This is a genomic window from Streptoverticillium reticulum, from assembly GCF_047456005.1.
In the GTDB taxonomy this organism is placed as follows: Bacteria; Actinomycetota; Actinomycetes; order Streptomycetales; family Streptomycetaceae; genus Streptomyces; species Streptomyces reticulum.
Genome location: NZ_CP179755.1, coordinates 3,688,241 through 3,701,586, shown reverse-complemented (window position 1 = coordinate 3,701,586; position 13,346 = coordinate 3,688,241). Strand labels below are relative to the sequence as shown.

At 68.3% G+C, this 13,346-nt stretch carries 12 protein-coding genes and 1 pseudogene; 1 reads left to right on the top strand and 12 read right to left on the bottom strand.

What is annotated here, in order from left to right; all coding sequences use genetic code 11:
* Positions 1 to 13: 13 nt before the first annotated feature.
* From ACMATS_RS16690 to ACMATS_RS16675, 4 genes are all read right to left on the bottom strand, one after another.
* Complete coding sequence (locus tag ACMATS_RS16690) at positions 14 to 1,567, bottom strand: SCO6880 family protein (protein ID WP_391153721.1); 1,554 nt, start codon at positions 1,565 to 1,567, stop codon at positions 14 to 16.
* Between the two features lie 2 nt (positions 1,568 to 1,569).
* Positions 1,570 to 2,970 (bottom strand): hypothetical protein, encoded by a 1,401-nt coding sequence (locus ACMATS_RS16685; RefSeq protein ID WP_414168319.1) that lies wholly within the window; start codon positions 2,968 to 2,970, stop codon positions 1,570 to 1,572.
* A complete protein-coding gene (locus tag ACMATS_RS16680; protein WP_414168318.1) occupies positions 2,960 to 3,793 on the bottom strand; it encodes a hypothetical protein in 834 nt (277 codons plus the stop codon). Before ACMATS_RS16680 ends, ACMATS_RS16685 begins: the two co-directional genes overlap by 11 nt.
* Before the next feature lie 207 nt (positions 3,794 to 4,000).
* Positions 4,001 to 4,309 carry a hypothetical protein gene (locus tag ACMATS_RS16675; RefSeq protein ID WP_171086940.1) on the bottom strand — a complete coding sequence of 103 codons (309 nt, stop codon included), beginning with the start codon at positions 4,307 to 4,309 and terminating at the stop codon, positions 4,001 to 4,003.
* 284 nt (positions 4,310 to 4,593) lie between these two features.
* On the opposite strand from ACMATS_RS16675, the gene ACMATS_RS16670 reads away from it, so the two are divergent.
* A complete protein-coding gene (locus ACMATS_RS16670; RefSeq protein WP_414168317.1) occupies positions 4,594 to 5,823 on the top strand; it encodes a serine/threonine-protein kinase in 1,230 nt (409 codons plus the stop codon).
* A gap of 4 nt (positions 5,824 to 5,827) precedes the next feature.
* On the opposite strand, the gene ACMATS_RS16665 is transcribed toward ACMATS_RS16670, so the two are convergent.
* From ACMATS_RS16665 to ACMATS_RS16630, 8 genes and pseudogenes are all read right to left on the bottom strand, one after another.
* Entirely contained in the window at positions 5,828 to 6,058 is a 231-nt protein-coding gene (locus ACMATS_RS16665; RefSeq protein ID WP_390781695.1) for a DUF397 domain-containing protein, read from the bottom strand.
* A complete protein-coding gene (locus tag ACMATS_RS16660) occupies positions 6,051 to 7,016 on the bottom strand; it encodes a hypothetical protein (RefSeq protein WP_414168316.1) in 966 nt (321 codons plus the stop codon). Before ACMATS_RS16660 ends, ACMATS_RS16665 begins: the two co-directional genes overlap by 8 nt.
* A 121-nt stretch (positions 7,017 to 7,137) precedes the next feature.
* Positions 7,138 to 7,938, bottom strand: a complete 801-nt coding sequence (locus ACMATS_RS16655; protein ID WP_414168315.1) for a hypothetical protein — start codon at positions 7,936 to 7,938, stop codon at positions 7,138 to 7,140.
* Between the two features lie 269 nt (positions 7,939 to 8,207).
* Positions 8,208 to 8,393 carry a DUF397 domain-containing protein gene (locus ACMATS_RS16650; RefSeq protein WP_414168314.1) on the bottom strand — a complete coding sequence of 62 codons (186 nt, stop codon included), beginning with the start codon at positions 8,391 to 8,393 and terminating at the stop codon, positions 8,208 to 8,210.
* A pseudogene (locus tag ACMATS_RS16645) lies at positions 8,390 to 9,201 on the bottom strand (helix-turn-helix domain-containing protein). Before ACMATS_RS16645 ends, ACMATS_RS16650 begins: the two are co-directional and overlap by 4 nt.
* 217 nt (positions 9,202 to 9,418) lie before the next feature.
* Positions 9,419 to 10,312, bottom strand: a complete 894-nt coding sequence (locus tag ACMATS_RS16640; protein ID WP_414168313.1) for a hypothetical protein — start codon at positions 10,310 to 10,312, stop codon at positions 9,419 to 9,421.
* Positions 10,313 to 10,437: 125 nt separating this feature from the next.
* The gene (locus tag ACMATS_RS16635; protein WP_414168312.1) at positions 10,438 to 12,858 is read right to left on the bottom strand and encodes a hypothetical protein; all 2,421 of its coding nucleotides are present in this window, start codon (positions 12,856 to 12,858) and stop codon (positions 10,438 to 10,440) included.
* Positions 12,855 to 13,235 (bottom strand): DUF6507 family protein, encoded by a 381-nt coding sequence (locus tag ACMATS_RS16630; protein ID WP_414168311.1) that lies wholly within the window; start codon positions 13,233 to 13,235, stop codon positions 12,855 to 12,857. The genes ACMATS_RS16635 and ACMATS_RS16630 overlap by 4 nt, the downstream gene beginning before the upstream one ends.
* Between the last annotated feature and the right edge of the window lie 111 nt (positions 13,236 to 13,346).

Sequence of the window (13,346 nt, the reverse complement as noted above, 5' to 3'; positions counted from 1 at the left end):
CCCTCACATCCCTCTATCGTCGGATGCCGGTCGCGAACGGCAGCGTGTTGACGAAGGCGCGGTGGTGCTCGCGGTCGCACCACTCGAGCTTGAGGTAGCTCTTGCCCGCCGAGGCTCTTATGGTCCGCTTGTCGCGGGCGAGCGCCTCCGGCGACCGGGACGAGACGGTGATGTACCCGACGAGGTTGACGCCGGCCGCTCCGCTGGCGAGGTCCTCGCCGCGCTGGTCGACGCGCGAGTGGTGGGCGACGTCGCGGGGGTCGACGACCCGGTTCATCTTGGCGGCGCGCGAGGCGTCGGCGTCGTCGTTCGTCTTCTCGGTCAGCATCCGCTCGATGGCCACCTCGGTCGGCTCCAGATCCATGCACACGGCGACCGTGCGGATGACGTCCGGCGTGTGAACGAGCAGCGGGGCCAGGAAGTTGACGCCCACCGGCGTCATCGGCCACTCCTTCACCCAGGCGGTCGAGTGGCACCAGGGCGCCCGGGTGGCCGACTCGCGCGTCTTCGCCTGCAGGTAGGTGGCCTCCATCGCGTCCAGCTCGGCCGGCCAGGCGTTGCGCTGGGTCATCGCCTGGATGTGGTCGATCGGGTGGTCCGGGTCGTACATCGAGTGCACGAGCGAGGCCAGCCGGCTCTGGCCGAGCGGCTGCCGGACCCGGATGTCGGCCTCGGCGAGCCGGGCGCAGATGTCCGTCAGCTCGCGCGCCATGACGACGGCGAGTGCACCGTCGCGGTCCAGCTTGCGCCTGCCGCCCTCGTGCTTGGAGGCGCGGGCGATGGCCTGGGCCTCTGCGGACAGCTCGCGGCCGTAGTGCATGCACGCGACCAGGTACGCGCGGTGCTGCTCGGACGACGTCGACACCATCGACTGCAGCTGGTCGTACGAATCCTTCAGCCAGGCCGGCGCGGTGTCGTTACCGCGCCGCTCGACGTCCTTGGCGTGCGCGTCCGGGTCGGCGGGCAGCGTACGGGCGAGCATCTGGATGCGGGTGACGTAGCCGTCGCCGTTGGCGACGTGCTTGAGCAGCGTGCCGAAGCGTTCGACGAGCGCCTCCTGGTCCTCCGAGTCGCGCAGGCCGACGCCCGGTCCCTCGATCTCGATGGCGGCCGTCACGGTGCGCCGGTCCGCGTGCAGCAGGACGGCGATCTCGTCCGGCCCGAAGGGCGCGGCCAGCCAGTTGATCCGCCCGATGCCGGGCGGCGGGCCGACCTCGACCTCGCGCCCGTCCAGGCGCGTACCCGCCTCGGCGACGCCGGAACGGTACGTCGTGCCGCGGCGCAGGGTCCGCTTGTACGAGCGGTTGATCTCGAACCACTTGTAGAACGTCCGGCCCTTGTACGGCACGTAGACGGCGGCGAGCGCGAGCGCGGGGAAGCCGCTGAGCGTGACGATCCGCAGCGGGAGGATCGGCACCAGCAGCCCGCACATCATGCCGAGGAACGCCCCCGCGATGATCAGTGCGATCTCGCCGGTCTCCCGGTTCTTGCCGACCACCGCGTTGGGGCGGGCGCGGCCGATCAGATACGTACGGCGGGCCGCGATCGGCTGGGACTGCGCCGGCATCGTCAACTCCGCTCACCTCCGGAAGACTTGCCGTTGCTGTGGTTCTGCGCCGTGCGGGGCGCGGGGACTGCGGAGGGAGCGCTGCCGCCGCCACTGCCGCTGCCGCCACCGGGCGCGGCCGGGGGGCCCGGGCGGGCGCCGTGGGCGGTCACGCCGCCCGAGACGGGGTTGGCGGGGCGGGCCTGCTGCGGGGCGGCGCCGTTGCCGTTGCCGTCGCCGCGGGCGCTGTGGGTGGTGATGCCCTGCTTGACGAGGGCGGCGGGCGAGGAGATCACGGCGGCCGCCTGGCGGGACGCCGCGTCCTTGCTGGCGTTGCGGCTGCTGACGATCTCGTCGCCGAAGCCGGGGACGAAGCGGTAGATCATCGCGCTGGCGAAGATGGCCAGCACGATGATCGCGAGGCCGGACACCACGGCGGAGAAGGAGTTGGGCCCCTTGCCGGACGACAGCGCCCCGGCCAGGCCCAGCACGACCACGATGATCGGCTTCACCAGGATCACCGCGATCATGATGCCCGCCCAGCGGCGGACATGCCCCCACATGTTCTTGTCGACGAGCCCCGCGTACACGGCGGTTCCGAGCAGCGCGCCGACGTAGAGCAGCGCGGCCCGGATCACCAGCTCCAGCCACAGCACGCCTGCGGCGAGCACGGAGACGAGCGAGACGACGATCAGCATGATCGGGCCGCCGCCGATGTTGTTGCCCTTCTGCAGGGCGTCGGCGAACCCGCCGAAGAACGTGTCGTTGTTGGACGACGCGCCCGTGGCGATCACGTCCGTGACGGCGTCGGTGGCGTTGACGACCGTGTAGAGGATCAGCGGCGTGAACGCGGACGCCAGCACGGTGAGCCAGAGGAACCCCACGGCCTCGGTCACCGCCTCGCTGAACGGCACCCCGCGCACGGCCCGCTTGGCGACGGCCAGCAGCCACAGGACCAGGGTCAGGACGGTGGACGCGGCGAAGACGACGGCGTACTGGCGGAGGAAGGACGCGTTGGTGAAGTCGACGTTGCCGGTGGAATGGACGGCCTGCGACAGCTTCTTGATGATCCACGCGGCGGCGTCGGCACAGCCTTTGGCCAGGGAGGAGAGGGGGTCGAGGGTGGATTGGGGGTCGTTGGGGGACGGCGCCGTGCCCGTGTTGCCTTTGCCCCTGCAGTAGTCCTTGGCCTGGCCCACGATGAGGTCGCACGGGTCGCTGCCGCTCTGGGAGGGGCTGGGCGTCGGCGTGGCTGCGGGGGAGCCCGAGGGGAGCGTGGAGGGCGTGGTCGCGGGCGTCGGCACCGGCGTCGCCGTCGGGCCCGGGGCTGCGGACGCCCGGGCGGCCCAGGACATGAGCGTCACCTGGACGGCGACCACTGCCGCGGTTGCCGAGAACGCGCGTGTACGGCGGCTACCTGGCATATGTGAACCCTCCGTAACCACTGACCGCGTTGGCGATCTCGTCGGCCCCCGCTGCGCGGTCGTCCCCGCTCACGGGCGCTGGTCCCTGCTTCTGGCTGGACGACGCGACCTTCCAGTCGTTGTCCACCCAGCGGAGCTTCTCGGTGAGGGTGAACCAGGTCTGCGCCACAGGCTTCGTCGACCCTTGGCCCGCGAGGCCCACGAGGCCGGTGCACCAGACCTCGACGGTGGCGCTGTCGTCGCCGTACTCGGTGGCTTTCGACCCCACCGGAACGGTGCGCGAGACGAAGGTCAGGCCCTTGGGGGCCGTACCGTCGGGCTGGAGGCCGACGTTCTTCAGGAAGTCCGGAGAGTAGGCCTTGTCGAGGTCGCCTTGAAGGGCGGATCCGGCATCGGGCGTGTGAACGGCTGCGACGATCGCATGCCGCGTATCCGCCCGGAACATCCCGTCACTCCCCAACGCCACCGCAAAGTTCGCGGCAGCGGACTGCACCCCCTGCTCCGAATGGGCGAACCCCGAAGGAAGCCCGGAAGCCCCCTTCCCCTCCACGGGTTTGGTGCCCGTGGGCGCCGTCGCCCGGCTGCTCGCGCCCTTGTCGGTGCCGGAACCGGAACCTCCGTTCCCCGAACTGCCGTCGCCCCCGCCGCGGTTCGCAAAGGCGATGGCCGCAATGAGCAGCACCACCACCCCGACGACCGTCATCAGGTTCCGCCGGGAGGGAAGCCCGCGACGTGGCTGCGCGTGCGGGGCGAACTCGCCCTCGGGGAGACGCGTGCGGGTCATGTGGCGGTCGTCGCCGTAACCGTCGTCGCCGAGACTCATCGCTCGCCTGCTCCCTCGTACGTCGTCGCTGGCTTGCCGTCCCCGTAAGACGGTAGCGGGGTGAACGGATTCCGGGGGGAGCACGTGGGGGTGTGAGGGGGCATCAGGAGGCAGCCTCGGTGGCGGGGGGAATCAGGGACGGGAGGGCCTGCGCGGGCGGATGCGCGGGTGGATGGGGGTGAGGGGTACCGAAAAGACAGCCGGGCGTCAGACCGCCATGCCGTAGACGATGGTGAACAGGGTGCCGAGCGAACCGATGATGAACACACCGGTCAGGCCGGCGACGATCAATCCCTTGCCCTGCTCGGCGCTGAAGGTGTCGCGCAGGGCCGTGGCGCCGATGCGCTGTTTCGCCGCGCCCCAGATGGCGATGGCCAGGCAGAGCAGGATGGCCACGGCCATGATGACCTCGATCATCACGCGGGCCTCGTTGCCCAGGGTGCCGAAAGGCCCCCAGTTGGGGGCGATTCCGCCAATAATGGTGTTGATGTCGCCCTTACCGGCCGCCAAAAACATTTGTAACTCACCGCCCCAAATGGGTAGTTGTTCCCGCCCCGCCTCAGGGCAAAGGTCGGGACCTATCTTCGCCGAAACCCCGCCGCCGCATGTCGATTTGGCGGCAATTTTTGCCGGAACCCATACGTGGCCCGTCGTCACTGCACTGACCTGCGGTGACTCTGTGTATCACGGGTGTGAACGCGGAGCAATTTCCATCGGAGGGCGGGGTTCGGGCGACAGGGTGTTCGGTCGGTACCCTGCTGCCTCAGCGCATCGCGGGGTTCGAGTTCAAGGTGGTACGGGTGCTGGTTGCCGGTCGGTACCGGTTGGGGGAGCCGCTCGGCCGCGGCGGAATGGGCGAAGTCTGGCGCGGGTCGGACGAAGTGCTGGGCCGTCAGGTCGCGGTCAAGCTGCTGCTCCCCGACGGGGGTGACGAGTCGTCGGCGGCCCGGTTCCGGATGGAGGCGCAGACCGCGGCGCGGCTGAACCACCCCCAGGTCGTCGCCGTCTATGACTTCGGCGAGTGGGACGGCCGCTTCTACCTGGTCATGGAGCTGGTCAACGGCCCGAGCCTGGACCGGGAGGTCGCGACGCACGGCCCCCTCGCCCCGGAGCGGGTCGCCCGCATCGCGGCCCAGGCGGCCGGCGGGCTGGCGGCGGCCCACGGCCAGGGCGTGGTCCACCGTGACATCAAGCCGGCCAACCTGATGCTGGCCCCGAACGACACCGTCAAGATCGGCGACTTCGGCATCGCCCGCTTCGTCGACGCGACCTCGGCGGGGCTGACCCGCGCGGGCCAGATCGTCGGCACGAGCACATACCTCGCCCCCGAACGGGCGCTGGGCCGGCTGGCGGGCCCGGAGTCGGACGTCTACGCGCTGGGCTGCGTGCTGTACCAGCTCCTGACCGGCCGCCCGCCGTTCTGGTCGCAGAACCCCACGGCACTGCTGTACATGCACGTGGACGACACCCCGGTGCCGCCGAGCCGGCACCGTCCCGGCATCCCGCACGCCCTGGAGCAGTTCGTGCTGCGCATGCTGGCGAAGGCGCCGGAGGAGCGGCCGTCGGCGCAGGAGGCGGCGGAGTGGTTCGCGGGAGGGCAGGGGGCGGCGCCGGTACGGCCGTTGCCGCTGGAGCGGCCGTCGGCGCCGCCGGTGCCTGCGTCGACGCCTGCGCCGATGCCGGTGCGCCCGTCGGCGCCCGCGCCGATGCCCGCGTATGCCCCGGCCCCTGCGCTACCGACCCCGACCCCGGGCCCGTCGCCCCGGCCGCCGAAGCGGCGCAAGACGCTGATCGGAGTGGTTGCCGGGGTGGTGGCGTTCGTGGTGGCGGCGCTGATCGGCGCCTCGCTCTTCAGCGGCGGTGACAAGGGGGGAACGGGAACAGGCGGAACCGGAGGCGGAGGAACGGGCTCAGTGGTCCCGGCTGTCCCTAGCGGCCCGCCTTCCGCAACCGCACCAACCATTCCAACTGCCCCGAAGCAGAAGCCCCACAAGCACCACAAGCCACTGCACTCGGCCCCGCCGGGCTGAGTGGTCAGTCCGCGACGCCCTCAACGTCTTCGACGAAGTGGTCGAACTCCCCGGCCTTGACGCCAAGAACAAAGGCATCCCACTTGCGCTGCGTGGTGATGACGATGTTGTCGGGGTCGGTGTTGACCCGGATGTAGACGTTGTCGACGTCATCGCCTTCCCCGAAGGCGACTTCGAAGTACTCGGGTTCGTCACCCTCGGCCGCTTTGATCCACTTCAGCTTCGGCTCAGCCATGGTCCCCCCTCTTGGGATGCCTGTCCGCGCCCACCATAGGCATAGGACCCGCGCCGCGAAGCCGCTGGAGCGCTTCCTGCACAGTGCGGATGAACCGGCGGGGCCGTCGGAAGACGTCGTCCCGGGTGAACCGCAGGATCTCGCGTACCCCGGGGCACCCGAGGAGTTCATTGAACCGGATGGCGTCGTTCTGGTGTGCACTGCGGCTCCCGTGCCAGGCGAACCCCTCGATCTCGACGCCGAGCCCTTCGGCCCGGAAGAGGAAGTCCAGCCGCCGCACCCGACCGTTGCGGGTGACGACCCTGGCCTGCGACTCGGGAAACAGCCCCGCCTCACGCATCTCCAGCCGCGCCTTCGACTCGGCGGGCGACCCGGAAGCGGGATCGGTGAGGGTCAACGCCCGCCGCGCGGCGCCGACGCCGATGCGGCGGGGATACAGGGGAGCGAGCGCGTCGGCGATGTGCTGCTGGCGCAGGGTCCCCTCGGCGAGCATGGAGTCGGCGGCGATGACGGCTTCGTGGAGGGGGAGGGTACACATCAGGTCGCAGGTGGTGCGGAGAACCGTGGTGACGCGTACCCCTGAGGTGACGGTGACCTCATGGTCGGCCAGGGGCAGGGCATGCAGAGTGACCCCGTCCCGTGATTGCTGACGGCGCCGGGGGACGGTGAGTTCGACGGAACACGGCCGCACCATCTCGATGCGGTGCAGTACGGCGGCGGAGCTGTGGCTGGCGATCCAGTCCGGGTGCTTCATCTGGACGGCGAGGAGCCGCAGCCGTAAATCCACGTCCCGCCCCGGCTGCGCCCACACGCCGAGGGGCAGTTGGGTCCATTTGGCGCGGCGCAGGATGTCGGCGGCGCCGTTTGACCGCAGCCCGCAGGCGATGGCCTGGGACGTGAGGAGGAGGCCGTTCTGGGAGGCGGCGAGGTCGTGCAGCGGCTGGTGGTGCGGCTTCATGTGCCCAGGACACCGGAAATTGCGGATGGGCGGGGGCCCTTGTGGATAACCCCGGGAGGACCGACAGCGGAAACCCTGAATTTCGCGGCCGGATTTTCGGGGTTTCTGCTGTCGGAAGCACCTAGCGGGCTGTGCGGGCGAGGGTTCGCAGTCGGGCGACGTGGGCGCGGACGTGGGTGTCGACGGCCGCCGTCTCGGCCTCGCGGTGTTCGTGGCGGCAGGTTCGGCAGAGTCCGCCGGGGAGGGCTTCGGGTCGGCCCGGGATGCCGCAGCCGGTGCATTCCATGATGCGGGTGGGCTGGGGTTCCGGTTCGGGCGGCATTTTGTCGGTGAGCCGCTTGCGGGCGAGGGCGCCGGGGGCGTGGACGGGGTCGGGGAGCCGGTCGGTGAGCACGTGGAGGAGGTGCGGTACGGGGACGCCGCGGGCGAGCCATTCGGCGGCCAGGGGTTCAAGTGCCGTGCACTCGGCGGCGGACAGGGTCATGCGGGGGTCGGTGCGGGCGAGTCCGGCGAGGGCGGTGTAGGCGGCGGTGCGCTCGGGCGGGTGAACGGGCGGTGGTGGTACGGATGACGCCTCTGCGGGCGAATCGCCGGACAGGAACTGCCCCCACCAGGCATCGCTGCGTGGGGTGCGGGAGAAGTAGGTGCGTTGGACCCACTGCGTACGTTCACCGTCGAGGCGTTCGCGGACGCGGCGCAGGTGGCCGGCGGCGGAGATGGCCTTGAGGGCGGAGGCCACGGCCTGCTGCCCGTACGCAGCGATCTCCTTGGCCAGCGTCTTGATGTCCATGGCGGCACCCTCGGGCAGCCGGTCGATGTGCGCGGCGACGGAGGCCTCGCGGGACGGGAGGTGGGCGAACGTGCGGGCGGTGCAGGGGCCTTGGTCGGGTACGGAGCGCTTTCCGTATCCGGGGCGGGCCATGGGCGGGGCGGAGCTAAGCTGGGCGGCAGCCATTGGATCGTCCTTGGGCGTCGATCGTGATGGTCAGACCCCCGTTCCGGTGTTGCGAGCACCGGGCGGGGGTCGTTTGTTGCTGCGCACGCTACACGGCGACGGAGGGTCGGGGCGCCGCACTCGCGAAATGTCATCCGCACGTGTGCGTACGGGAGTTGGGGAGGGTGGGTGGGTCTGACGACCCACCATTCCTTGGAAAGAACGCTCGGGTCCCGGGACCCGAAACTCGGGGTGGGTCAGGGTATGGATATGCGGTCTATGAAGGCCTCCCAAGCGGGCGATGCGAGAGACAGCTGCGGGCCGCCGTCCCTGAGCTTCGAGTCTCGGATGGCCACGGCGCCTGGGCTCGCGGCGACTTCGACGCACTCGGCCCCTTCGGCGTCGCTATAGCTGGACTTGAACCACGACCGCTCGGTGCTCACAGTTCCTCCACTACCTTGCCGATGAACTCTGCCGATGCCTCCGGGCAGAGGGCCTGCTGGGCGACCACCGTATGGACCTGGGAAATCGCGCTGACCCTTTCAGGAGTGGTGTACAGCGCGTTCATTCCCTGCGACTCCACATAGGCAAGGTGCTCGTGTTCAGGAGTCTCCAACAGCACGAGGGCGCCGCCCAGTCCCGGGTGCCAGCCTGCGGCCGTCGCCATGACCTGGATGGTCACGTTGCGCTGTTCGCCGACCTTCAGTAAGTGGAGCAGCTGCCGCCTGTGTGCACCCACCTCGCCAACCTGAAGGCGCAGACCGACTCCTGGATCACAAAACTGAAGGCCGTAGTTTGCTTCGCCAACAGCGCTTGCCGGGCCTGACGGGCCACGACCCGCTCGTTGACCGTCTCGTCATCCACGAGCGGCCGGAGCCTGGAGAACATGACGCGCATGGTCTCCTCGGTCTGCAGCAGCCCGGGAATGAGGAGCGGCTGATACGAGCTGATGGCGACCGCCTCGCCCTCGTACCGCATGTAGTCCTGGGCCCGGGCCGGGATGGGCTCAGGCCTGAGATAGTCCTTCCCGGCGAGCAACTTGCCTCGTGCCCCGCACATTTCATCCGCGATCTGCAGTAGCCGTTCCATCGGCCGTCGCCGCCCGAGCTCGACCGACTCGATGGTCGCGTACCCGTACCCGGCTTCCTTGCCGAGGTCCTCCCGTGTGAAGCCGGCATCCGTCCGCCACAGCTTCAACTGGTTCCCGACGTACCGCCAGCCGAGCGGCGGCTGGGACGTCTCGTCCGTCACCGCACCCCACCTCCCCGGTGCCCGAGGGGCGCAGGCCCGTCACCCGCACCCACCTCGCTACCGCGGATCCTGCTCGGGAACCAGCCCGACTTTCAGCCGGAACGGCCGAACTCACCGCTTGCGGGTGATGTTCCAGAGGTGCGGTCAACGCCCCTACGTGCTGCGGTCCTTCGCTGATCACCAGTTATTCGGCAAGTGCGTGCGGGGGGGCGAGTGTTCACGCCCGCCCAGCGAGGTCTCTCAACTCATCCAGGCTCGCGATGTCGGCTTCCATGCCGGGAATCACATGGCCTGCCTCTACGTCACTGCCAGCCGACAGCTCCCGCAGTGCTTCGGTCGGTGACAGGCCACGCGCCTTCGCGTCGCCGAGTCGTTGAAGCCAGAACGCACCCGCATCGAAGGCTGCATCGCCAGAAGCGCTCCGTGGCTCGAAGCCGGCGGCATCATCAGCGTCAGAAGCCCACAGGTAACCCAGCACCCTCTCACCCTTGGCTACCGGTACGTAGTGGACCGATGATTCGGCCTCTTCCTCGTATCCGCCCGCACCGTCTGGCAGCGCGGACCGCAACCTCTTGTAGCGATAGGGAACTTCGAACATGTCCCACGAGTCGAGGAGCTCCGGGTCCTCGTCCGGTAGCGCCTCGAACCCACTGGGTGTAGGCGTCGCGTACCACGTCGGATCACCGGGATCCACCTCGTCTCCAGTGAACTCTGAAACAGTTCGAAGCGCGTCACTCAAGCGCGAAGCATTCGCTGCTTGAACCTCCGGCTGCGGGTAGCCCCGCAAGTTGTGGGACAGCCAGGCATCAGAATACGTATGGAGAGTGACAACGTCAGGGGATTGTGTCCAGGCGCCCACGTCGATCGCGAAGAGCTGCGCGGCAGAGATTTCTCTCCCCTCGTCGAGCCACGAACCCGGGCAGGACAGCCAAAACGTCACAAGGCCAACAGCCCCATGGGTTTCGGTTTCCGCGTCCTGAAGGGCCCGAGCCAGTTCCTCTCCGCCATCCAGCGAATCTGTTACGACGGCGATCCGCGCTCGGGAGAAAATCACCTTTCTCGCCGAACCCTCACTCCGCACCTCAAGGAGGGCCTCTGGGCTCCCAGTCACGCATCCGTGGTGAGCCAGGATGCCGTATACGGCACAAGCGGTGCGGATACTTCTCTGCAGCGGGCCGCCCTCGGCGACATGAGCCTTGGTCTCCCAGGTCCAGCTACCAACTGGAGTCGACGTGATCACTGGACACCCTTCGGGTAGAGACTGCCATCCGGAGGAATGATGAGGTTGCCGTCATCGAGCCGAATCACGAACGACACTCCTTCCCCCTTCTTCAACTTATCCGGATGTACTCCGTCATAGACCTTCTGGAGCTCATCTGCGATTCCTCTGGCCTTCCAATCGGCCAGGGTACCCTGCCCGTCGACGAGCATCACTCTGCGGTCGACATCGGCCCTCTGCAACTGCAGCACGTACTTGTCGCGCGTGATCTCGTCGAACGGATTCATCGGGTTTTCGAGCCGCTTCATCTGATAGCCGACTGTGCCCGCATCTGTCCGCGCCCAGACGTCGACATCGCTCCGGTTGGCCTTCATCTCGAAGGCGAGATCGTGAACGCCATGCTCGTACAGTTCGTTGGCAAAGCGAATCTGATCAATGGCAGGTTGCATCAACTGATCGCGCGCTGCACCCATACTGGAGACAACCTGTCCAAAGTTCTCGCTGTCCTTGAAACGCCCGGACCCGACAATTTCGGCAATCTCTTTTCCTTGAGGATGCTTGGCGAGCCGCTCAAGAATGTTGTCCACGATCTTCGGCTTCGGGCGCAGCTTTCCGGGGATTTGCCGAATCCCATCCCGGAACTTTTGTTCCGCTTCACTGCCCCGCTCCAGCGGAGCGTGATCACCCTGGGGAGAATGGCCGTGACCAACGCCGACCCCGTCTTCGCCCGGGCCACCTGTCCCGGTCGAATCGGCGTGGCCCGAGTGGTCTCCGTTGTGTAGCGGGTCGTCGGCGTGGTGAGCCCCGTCGTGGCCGTGCGGAGTGGGCTCGGGGCCATGGTGGCTTCCGTGGCTGCCCGAACCTGCGCCCGTGGCGCCGTCCCCAGGGTGAGCCGACGTGCTGTGGCTGACATTCTCGCTCGGCGTGGGCGAAGCGCTCCCAGAGTGGCCGACGGGCTCACTGGCGTGACCGCCCGAGTGCGAGCCGGCGTTCTCGGCAGCCTCGCTTCCCATGCGGGCAGAAGCCTGAGGGTGCGAAGCACCCACGCCGACAGGAATGCGATGGTCGGACGGGCTGGCTTCGTGAATGTTGGGGAGGTCGTTCTTGTGGGGCTCCGGGTGCGGCTCGGCCAAGTTGCCGTGTTCGTCGAGGAAAGTGCCCTCTTTGGTGAGGGTGCGGGGCCGACCCTCGTGGTCGATGTACTGGATGCCGTCGGGGGTGCCGACCAAGGCGCCCGGGTGTTTCGATGCACCGTTGAGGAAGTCGCCGGTGGGCCCGGTGCGGGTTTCCTTGAGGGATGTCAGGAGTTCGCCGACCTGGATCTTTGCGTACTTGGCCGCTCCGCCGATGTAAGTCATCGGGTCCACGAGCTGCCCGGCCCTGCCGAGTGCGCCCGCCACCTTGGCCACGTTGCTCCCGGCTTCGCCTGCCTTGCCCATGTTGCCGAGCTCGCCTGCTTTGCCGAGCTTGAGCAGGGGGCCCATGCCCAAGGTGATGCCGTTGAATGCGACGGTTCCGATGGCCCGTCCCGGGTTTTTCTTCCACTCATCCCAGGCCAGCAGGGACTTGCCGAACTCCCTGGCGGCCTTCTTCGCACGTTCATGGTCCGGATTGGGTGCATACGGGCCACCCATGGGGTTCATGGCTCGTTCCAAGGGCTCGACCCCGTACATGGCAATGCCCTTGCCCACCAGGCCGATGCCGTGCCAAGTCTCCTTGAACTTCTTCCAGTCGAAGACGTTGGCCATGTGACCAAGGCCCGTCAAGGTGTTCCAGATACCGTCCTTGAAGAAGCCCTCTACCATGCCGCCCACGAAGTGGGTCCCGTGGTGCCAGAGCCACTTCACACCGGTGTATTCACGCTTGTCGACCGTCCCCCACGGCGTCTTGTCGGCCTTGGCCGCATCGTCCGCGGAAAACCCGTACATGCCCTTCTTGTGCGAACCGTCGTCCGGCACCCAACGGGTGTTCCCCACAAGGGCGCTGATCTTGTCCGCGGCCGAGCGCTCGGCGTCCTGGAACTCGCCCCAGACGCGGCCCACCTCATGCATCAGGCGGGCGTTCTCCTTCTGCTTCTTGGCGTCGCGCTGCCAGTGCTTGTCGTCCGCCACCGACTTCGCGAAGGCCTCGGCCTCGTGCCGGAGCTCGTCCATCCGCTTGGCCAGTGGGCGCCCGGTGTGGGCGAAGTCGGACAGTGCACTGCCGACCGTCGCCAGCTTCGACGCGAAGTGGTCCGCCCCCTCGCGCACCGGAACGGTGGTGTGCAGCAACGCATCCTTCTCCGGGGCCTCGTAGACCGGGTCCAGGCCCTGGAAGGTGCTGTGGATGTCACCACCGGTCGTGCGGATGCTGGACGCCGTCTTCTTCAGCGCCGCGGCGTCCTTCTCCAGCTGGTCGAAGTTGCTGGTGCAGTGGGGTATCTTCCCGGGCTCGATCACTTCCCGGCCTCGCCCTTCAGCTCCTTGGGGGTGGGCGCTTGAGCCGCCGCGTTCTGAGTGTCCTGCGCCATCTTCAGGTCGCCGGCCTCGTAGCACTGCGTCGCCTCCGCAGCGCCGCGTATGGACTTGGCCGAGCGGACTATCAGGAACTTCAGGTCGTCCTGCGTGTTCTTGCCGAACTCGCCCAGCGCTCCGGCCACCGGGCCGAAGGCGCCGTCCTTGGGGGCCTCGCCCTGGATCATCGTGCCGGCCGACTTCGCCGCGCTCTCCATGGTTGTGGCGTAGGCCTGCAGCTCTTCCCCGAGCTTCTCGGCCTTGTCCCGTGTGTTGCCCAGCACCACACGCACCGCATCCGGCTTGATGTCCCACCCAGGCATGACGCCGCCCGCCCCTCCCTACTGATGTATCTCGCAGCTAACTCCGCATCAGTATCACCTGGGCCACTGTCAGTGCTCATGAGTATCCGTACTCAGACCGGAGGCCAGAGG

What these genes read in the sequence shown, in the direction of transcription:
- ACMATS_RS16655 (WP_414168315.1), bottom strand. Translation starts at nt 7,938, where the DNA reads ATGGCCCGCCCCGGATACGGAAAGCGCTCCGTACCCGACCAAGGCCCC.
- ACMATS_RS16660 (WP_414168316.1), bottom strand. Translation starts at nt 7,016, where the DNA reads ATGAAGCCGCACCACCAGCCGCTGCACGACCTCGCCGCCTCCCAGAAC.
- ACMATS_RS16665 (WP_390781695.1), bottom strand. Translation starts at nt 6,058, where the DNA reads ATGGCTGAGCCGAAGCTGAAGTGGATCAAAGCGGCCGAGGGTGACGAA.
- ACMATS_RS16690 (WP_391153721.1), bottom strand. Translation starts at nt 1,567, where the DNA reads ATGCCGGCGCAGTCCCAGCCGATCGCGGCCCGCCGTACGTATCTGATC.
- ACMATS_RS16680 (WP_414168318.1), bottom strand. Translation starts at nt 3,793, where the DNA reads ATGAGTCTCGGCGACGACGGTTACGGCGACGACCGCCACATGACCCGC.
- ACMATS_RS16630 (WP_414168311.1), bottom strand. Translation starts at nt 13,235, where the DNA reads ATGCCTGGGTGGGACATCAAGCCGGATGCGGTGCGTGTGGTGCTGGGC.
- ACMATS_RS16675 (WP_171086940.1), bottom strand. Translation starts at nt 4,309, where the DNA reads ATGTTTTTGGCGGCCGGTAAGGGCGACATCAACACCATTATTGGCGGA.
- ACMATS_RS16685 (WP_414168319.1), bottom strand. Translation starts at nt 2,970, where the DNA reads ATGCCAGGTAGCCGCCGTACACGCGCGTTCTCGGCAACCGCGGCAGTG.